The sequence below is a fragment of the Streptomyces turgidiscabies Car8 genome, from assembly GCF_000331005.1.
GTDB classification, from domain to species: Bacteria; Actinomycetota; Actinomycetes; order Streptomycetales; family Streptomycetaceae; genus Streptomyces; species Streptomyces turgidiscabies.
This window is the reverse complement of the sequence record NZ_AEJB01000322.1, coordinates 1-6,316: the sequence shown is the minus strand read 5'-3', so window position 1 is coordinate 6,316 and position 6,316 is coordinate 1. Positions and strand designations below refer to the sequence as shown.

At 70.4% G+C, this 6,316-nt stretch carries 7 protein-coding genes; 2 read left to right on the top strand and 5 right to left on the bottom strand.

Features of this window, described 5'->3' with window-relative positions:
• Positions 1-647: FHA domain-containing protein (locus STRTUCAR8_RS21550; RefSeq protein ID WP_006378002.1), on the top strand; the 647-nt coding region annotated here is incomplete at its 5' end.
• A 4-nt stretch (positions 648-651) separates the two neighbouring features.
• Here the strand turns inward: STRTUCAR8_RS21550 and STRTUCAR8_RS21545 are convergent.
• The gene (locus STRTUCAR8_RS21545; RefSeq protein ID WP_006378003.1) at positions 652-1,656 is read right to left on the bottom strand and encodes a methyltransferase domain-containing protein; all 1,005 of its coding nucleotides are present in this window, start codon (positions 1,654-1,656) and stop codon (positions 652-654) included.
• Positions 1,657-1,786: 130 nt separating this feature from the next.
• Between STRTUCAR8_RS21545 and STRTUCAR8_RS21540 the strand changes: the two genes are divergently transcribed.
• On the top strand, positions 1,787-2,200 hold the full coding sequence (locus STRTUCAR8_RS21540) for a globin (RefSeq protein WP_006378001.1): 414 nt from the start codon (positions 1,787-1,789) through the stop codon (positions 2,198-2,200).
• 49 nt (positions 2,201-2,249) lie between these two features.
• Here STRTUCAR8_RS21540 and STRTUCAR8_RS21535 read toward each other — a convergent pair whose 3' ends face one another.
• From STRTUCAR8_RS21535 to STRTUCAR8_RS21520, 4 genes are all read right to left on the bottom strand, one after another.
• Positions 2,250-2,942 carry a DUF8185 domain-containing protein gene (locus tag STRTUCAR8_RS21535; RefSeq protein WP_006378006.1) on the bottom strand — a complete coding sequence of 231 codons (693 nt, stop codon included), beginning with the start codon at positions 2,940-2,942 and terminating at the stop codon, positions 2,250-2,252.
• Positions 2,939-3,376, bottom strand: coding sequence for an acyl-CoA thioesterase (locus STRTUCAR8_RS21530; RefSeq protein ID WP_006378004.1), 438 nt, complete (start codon positions 3,374-3,376; stop codon positions 2,939-2,941). Before STRTUCAR8_RS21530 ends, STRTUCAR8_RS21535 begins: the two co-directional genes overlap by 4 nt.
• A gap of 2 nt (positions 3,377-3,378) precedes the next feature.
• Entirely contained in the window at positions 3,379-5,043 is a 1,665-nt protein-coding gene (gene ettA / locus STRTUCAR8_RS21525; protein ID WP_006378000.1) for an energy-dependent translational throttle protein EttA, read from the bottom strand.
• A 218-nt stretch (positions 5,044-5,261) separates the two neighbouring features.
• Positions 5,262-6,316: TQXA domain-containing protein (locus STRTUCAR8_RS21520; protein ID WP_044472614.1), on the bottom strand; the 1,055-nt coding region annotated here is incomplete at its 5' end.

The window sequence follows — 6,316 nt, the reverse complement described above, 5'->3', positions numbered from 1 at the left end:
CGTCCTTCCCGCCCGCGTTCCCGCAGGAGACGGGCCGGCCCGGCGGTCCGCAGACCGGTCCCGGCGGCGGCTTCGGCGGCGGTGACGACGACTGGGTGATCTCCCCGCCCTCCGGCGGCCCGGGCGGACAGCCCGGCCCGCCCTCACCGGCCGGCGGTGGCTACGGCTATCCGCAGCCCGGCCCCGCCCAGGCCCCGCCCTCTCCGGGCGGCGGCTACGGCTACGGCCAGCAGCAGCAGCCGCTGACCTGGTCCGCGACGATCGGCCCGGACCGCGAGTACTTCATGGCGATGATGCAGCGCTCCGGCCCCGAGGCCGCGGGGCTGAACCTGCCCGCGTACTCGCCGGAGCAGCAGCGTCCGCTCACCGGCAACCAGATCACGATCGGCCGCCGCCGTCACTCCACGGGCGAGTCCCCGGACATCGACCTGGCGGTGCCGCCGGAGGACCCGGGCGTCTCGCACCAGCACGCGGTGCTGGTCCAGCAGCCCGACGGCAGCTGGGCGGTCGTCGACCAGAACTCGACGAACGGTACGACGGTCAACAACTCCGAGGAGCCCATCCAGCCCTTCGTCCCCGTACCGCTGCAGGACGGCGACCGGGTGCACGTGGGCGCGTGGACGACGATCACGATCCGCCGGGGATAGGCCGTCAGACGGGGAGGGGCCAGGCGTACGGACCCGTGGGTTCGTCGAGCCAGGCCCACTCCTGGTCGCCGCTGACGGTGATCCCGTACCGCTCCCGTACCGGACGGTCCTCGCGCTCCCACAGTGCGTAGGCCTCCTGCGGGTCCAGGCTGCCCCGGGTGAGCGCCAGCAGGAACCGGAACAGTTCGTGCTCGCGCGTCCGGGCCGGGAGGGCGCCCAGGTGCGGGATGTCCGGCTCGGGGCGGCGCACCCCGCGCAACGGCACGAAGTATGCGGACGTGTGCAGGAAGCGGCCCTCGGCGTGCTCGGCGTCGATGACCGTGAGGGCGGCCAGGCCGGTGGCGAACGGCGTCAGGACGCGGGCGCCGGGGCGGCACTGGGCGAGCCACGCGCGCGGGACCGAGGTGAGTGTGCAGGTCGCGATGATCCGGTCGAAGGGACCTCGCTCGGGCACTCCGCGGGCGCCGTCGCCGGTGACGACGACCGGATGGTGGCCGGCGGCGGCGAGATGCCGGCGGGCCGACTCGGTGATCTCCGGGTCCAGATCCACCGTCGTGACGTACTCGTCGCCGAGGCGGTGGGCGAGCAACGCCGCGTTGTATCCCGTACCGGCGCCGATCTCCAGGACACGGTGCCCGTCCTCGACCTCCAGTTCGGTGAGCATCATGGCCATCAGCGAGGGCTGACTGCTGGAGGAGACCAGCTCGCCGTCGCGGATCCGGGTCGCGAGCGGAGCGTCCGTGTAGGCGCCGCGCATCCACCGCTCACGCGTGCGCCGGTCGGGACTCTCGCCCCACAGCCGCTGCCGTCCGGACACGGCACCGGCGTAGTAGTAGGGCACGAAGAGATGCCTCGGCACCGCCTCGAACGCCTCCCGCCAGGCCGGATCAGCGTCCCAGGCCCCGCTCGCCTCGATCACCCGCACGAGTTCCGCCCGCGCCGAAGCGGCGAGGCCTTCGAGATCGCCGAGGCCGTCGTCCCTGCCCTCGTGGACAGCGTGCGCTCTCATACGTCCACTGTCCTGCGCCCGGGGCCGGGGCGCGAGCGCCGATCCCGGCCGAACCGGAACCGGACGCCCGGTGTGGCCCGCAGAGGGGGTGGTCCTAGGCCTTGAGTCCTCGGTCGGTCCGTCTGAGACCATGGGTGACGTGAAAGAGATTCCGCGCGGCACGCTTCAGGAGCAGACCTTCTACGAGCAGGTCGGCGGCGACGAGACCTTCCGTCGCCTCGTGCACCGGTTCTACGAGGGTGTCGCCGAGGACCCGCTGCTGCGGCCCATGTATCCGGAGGAGGACCTGGGCCCGGCCGAGGAGCGGTTCACGCTGTTCCTGATCCAGTACTGGGGCGGCCCCACGACGTACAGCGAGAACCGGGGCCATCCCCGGCTGCGGATGCGCCACGCCCCCTTCGCCGTCGACCGGGCGGCGCACGACGCGTGGCTCAAGCACATGCGCGTCGCCGTCGAGGAGCTCGGCCTCTCCGAGGAGCACGAGCGGACGCTGTGGAACTACCTGACGTACGCGGCGGCCTCGATGGTGAACACAGAGGGCTGAAGGCCGAGAACCGAGGCTGAGGGCCGCGGGCTGAGGACCGCGCAGGCCTTCAGCGGACGGTGACGTCCAGCGCCCCGAGTCCGGCCCTGCGCACGGCGATCGAGCCGTACGGCGTGCGCAGGCGCAGCCAGGCCCCCGCCGAGACCAGCGCGAGCTGCTCCTCACCGGCTGCCCCCGCGGCCTGGGCCGGCCGCAGGAACCCCAGGGACTGCGCCGCGTGCACGGCCCGCACCGGCAGGGGGGTGTCCCCCACCGTCCGGGTCCAGATCTCGCGCCCGATCCGGTCGAGTTCGGCCCGGGTACGCAGCTCGGCCGCCAACTCCTGCGTACGGGACCTGAATTCGGCGACGGCTGCGGCGACCATGGCGCGCAGCGCGTCCGGTGCGGGCAGCCCGGGCTCCGGTCGCCAGCCGCCGCGCGGGGGCAGCACCCCGGCCCAGGGCGGGCCGGTCACGGCGCCGGGGACGGTGAAGGTGGCGGCCGACTCGTCCGCCGTCTCCAGAAGTTCACCGGCCGACACGGTGACGTCGAGGGCGACGTCCAGCCCGTTCTCGTAGGGCTTGGCGAGCCTGGCCGTACGGATCGCGAGGACCTCGAAGGACGGGGGGCGCCCGAACACGGCGAGCGTGGTCCCGGCCGCCTGGAGGCGCACCGCCGCCCCACGGTCGTAGTGGAGCAGCCGGGCGAGGAAGGCGGCGAGGTCTGCCGTCTCCCCCTCGTCGGCGAGGTGCAGGACCGTCATGCGGCGACGGCCCCGCCCTCTTCGTCGGCCTTCGCATCGGCCTTGCCGTCGTCCATGTACTCCTCCAGGAACTCCCGTTCCTCGGAGGTGATGCGGCGCGGACGCTGCGTCGCGAAGTCGAACGGCACGACCACCGTCGAGGCCTGGACGTACACCTGGTCCGGGTCCTTGACCTCGTAGGTGAGCGTGAACGACGCCGCTCTTATCCGCGTGACCCACAACTCGATGTCCACGGGCGCGTGCCGGTGGACCAGTTGCCGCTTGTAGTCGATCTCATGGCGAGCCACCACGGACCCCTGCTGGAAATCCTTGTCCGGGCGGAACAGGAAGTCGATACGGGCTTCCTCCAGGTAGCGGAGGAAGACCACGTTGTTGACGTGGCCGTACGCGTCCATGTCCGCCCAGCGCAGCGGGCAGCGGTAGATGTGCCGCAAGATCAGCCCCGGGTCAGCTTCTTGTAGGTGGCGCGGTGCGGACGGGCCGCGTCTGCACCGAGCCGCTCGACCTTGTTCTTCTCGTACGACTCGAAGTTGCCCTCGAACCAGTACCACTTGGAGTCACCCTCGTACGCGAGGATGTGGGTCGCGACCCGGTCCAGGAACCAGCGGTCGTGGGAGATGACCACAGCCGCGCCCGGGAACTCCAGCAGGGCGTTCTCCAGCGAGGACAGGGTCTCGACGTCGAGGTCGTTGGTGGGCTCGTCGAGGAGCAGCAGGTTGCCGCCCTCCTTGAGCGTGAGCGCCAGGTTCAGGCGGTTGCGCTCACCACCGGACAGGACGCCGGCCGGCTTCTGCTGATCCGGGCCCTTGAAGCCGAAGGCGCTGACGTACGCGCGCGACGGCATCTCGACCTGGCCGACGTTGATGTAGTCCAGCTCGTCCGACACGACCGCCCAGAGGGTCTTCTTGGGGTCGATGTTGGCGCGGCTCTGGTCGACGTAGCTGATCTTGACCGTGTCACCGATCTTGACCGAGCCCGAGTCCGCGGACTCCAGGCCCATGAGCATCTTGAAGAGCGTGGTCTTGCCGGCGCCGTTCGGGCCGATGATGCCGACGATGCCGTTGCGCGGCAGCGTGAAGGACAGGTCGTCGACCAGGACCTTGTCGCCGAACGCCTTGGAGAGGTTGTTGACCTCGACGACGATGGAGCCCAGACGCGGGCCCGGCGGGATCTGGATCTCCTCGAAGTCCAGCTTCCGCATCTTGTCCGCCTCGGCGGCCATTTCCTCGTAACGAGCGAGGCGGGCCTTGGACTTGGTCTGGCGGCCCTTGGCGTTGGAGCGGACCCACTCCAGTTCTTCCTTGAGGCGCTTGGCGCGCTTCTCGTCCTTGCGGCCCTCGACCTTGAGGCGGGTGGCCTTCTTCTCCAGGTACGTGGAGTAGTTGCCCTCGTAGGGGATCGCCCGACCGCGGTCGAGCTCGAGGATCCACTCGGCGACGTTGTTCAGGAAGTACCGGTCGTGGGTGACGGCGACGACAGCGCCCGCGTACTTCGAGAGGTGCTGCTCCAGCCAGTTCACCGACTCGGCGTCGAGGTGGTTGGTGGGCTCGTCGAGGAGGAGCAGGTCCGGGGCCTCGATCAGCAGCTTGCAGAGCGCGACGCGGCGCTTCTCGCCACCGGAGAGGTTGGTGACGGGCCAGTCGCCGGGCGGGCAGCCCAGCGCCTCCATGGCCTGCTCCAGCTGCGCGTCCAGGTCCCAGGCGTTGGCGTGGTCCAGGTCCTCCTGGAGCTTGCCCATCTCGTCGAGCAGCGCGTCCGAGTAGTCCGTCGCCATGAGCTCGGCGACCTCGTTGAAGCGCGTCAGCTTGCCCATGATCTCGGCGGCGCCGTCCTGGACGTTCTCCAGGACCGTCTTGGACTCGTCGAGCTTCGGCTCCTGCATGAGGATGCCGACACTGAAGCCGGGCGACAGGAACGCGTCTCCGTTGGACGGCTGCTCAAGGCCCGCCATGATCTTGAGAACGGTGGACTTACCGGCACCGTTCGGGCCGACCACACCGATCTTCGCGCCGGGCAGGAAGCTCAGCGTCACGTCGTCAAGGATGACCTTGTCGCCGTGAGCCTTACGCGTCTTGCGCATGGTGTAGATGTACTCAGCCAAGAGAAACCGTCCGGCAGCTTGAATTCTGGCAGTGGGCAGATACTCACCATCTTGCCGTACTGCAACCCCTCGGCGAAAACGAGTACGTCAGCGGCCCCGGGCGCCTGGCGGGCGGGGCCGGGGCCGCGTGGTCCAGTGGGTCACCGTGCGGTCACACACTGTTGAGTTGTCAAGGTGCGGTGTCGCTCACCGATGTCGCTCACCGATGTCGCTCACACTCATTTCCGGGTGTCTGCCCCGTGCGGCTCCTTCTTGCCTACGAGGAGCACCACGCCGCCGCCGATCGCCAGCAGGACGATCGCTATGCCGGCGATCACCGGCGTCGCGTCGGAGCTGCCGGTCTCGGCGAGGTTGACGCCGTCCGCGGAGGTGTCGCCCGCCAGGGCCGGGCTCGGTTCACTGAGCGTCTGTACCTCGTCGCCGCCCGCGCTGCTCTGGGTCGCGCAGTCGAGGACGCCCGCGAACCGCTGCCCGAAGCCGTTCGGCCCCAGAATCGTGAAGTCGTACGGCTGGTCCTCCTGCAAGGGGATCGTCACCGTCCGGGACTCCCCGGCCGCGATGGTGTGCTCGAAGCCCATCAGCTGGAAGGTGAACGCCTCGTCGCCCTTGTTGGCGGCCGTGATGTCCACACCGTTCTTGGCGCAGTTCTTCCGTGCCGACAGCGCGGGGACGGGACCCGTGGCGGCCCAGTTCGCGGTCGCCGTCGCCGAGACCGTGGACTCGCTGGAGCCGGCGAGGATCTGGGTCTGGCTTCTGCTGTCGGAGGTGAAGGCGCGGCCGACCGGCACACTGGTCGAAGCCTGGACGCTCAGCGCGGCCGAACCGTCCAGCGCCTTCCCGGGCACCTCGAAGAACACCTTGCCGCCGTCGACCACGGACGTGACGGCCCGGCCGTCCTGGTCCACGACCCGCACCCCGCTCGTCGCGGCGTCCGCGGGCGGAATCACCGTGACGCTGTCCGCGTCGGTGTGCACCGTGACCGGCCCGAGCCGTTCCCCGGGGTGGCCGGAGACCGCGGGCGGGTCGAGGGTCAGCGAAGCGTCGGGCTCCGCGAGGTTCTGCGCGCTTCTCTCCAGGTAGTCCGCGAGCTTCTCGGCCTCCGGGTCGACCGCGTCCACGTCCGCGCCGTCCGAGTAGCGCCAGATGGCCACCTGGGTGCCCGCCGCCGCGTCCTGTTCGCTGAGTCCGGCGGCGCCCGCCCGGGCGGCCAGCGCCGCGAGGTCGTTCACCTGCGGATAGGAGTTCTGCAGGATCCAGCGAATCCGGCCGGCGT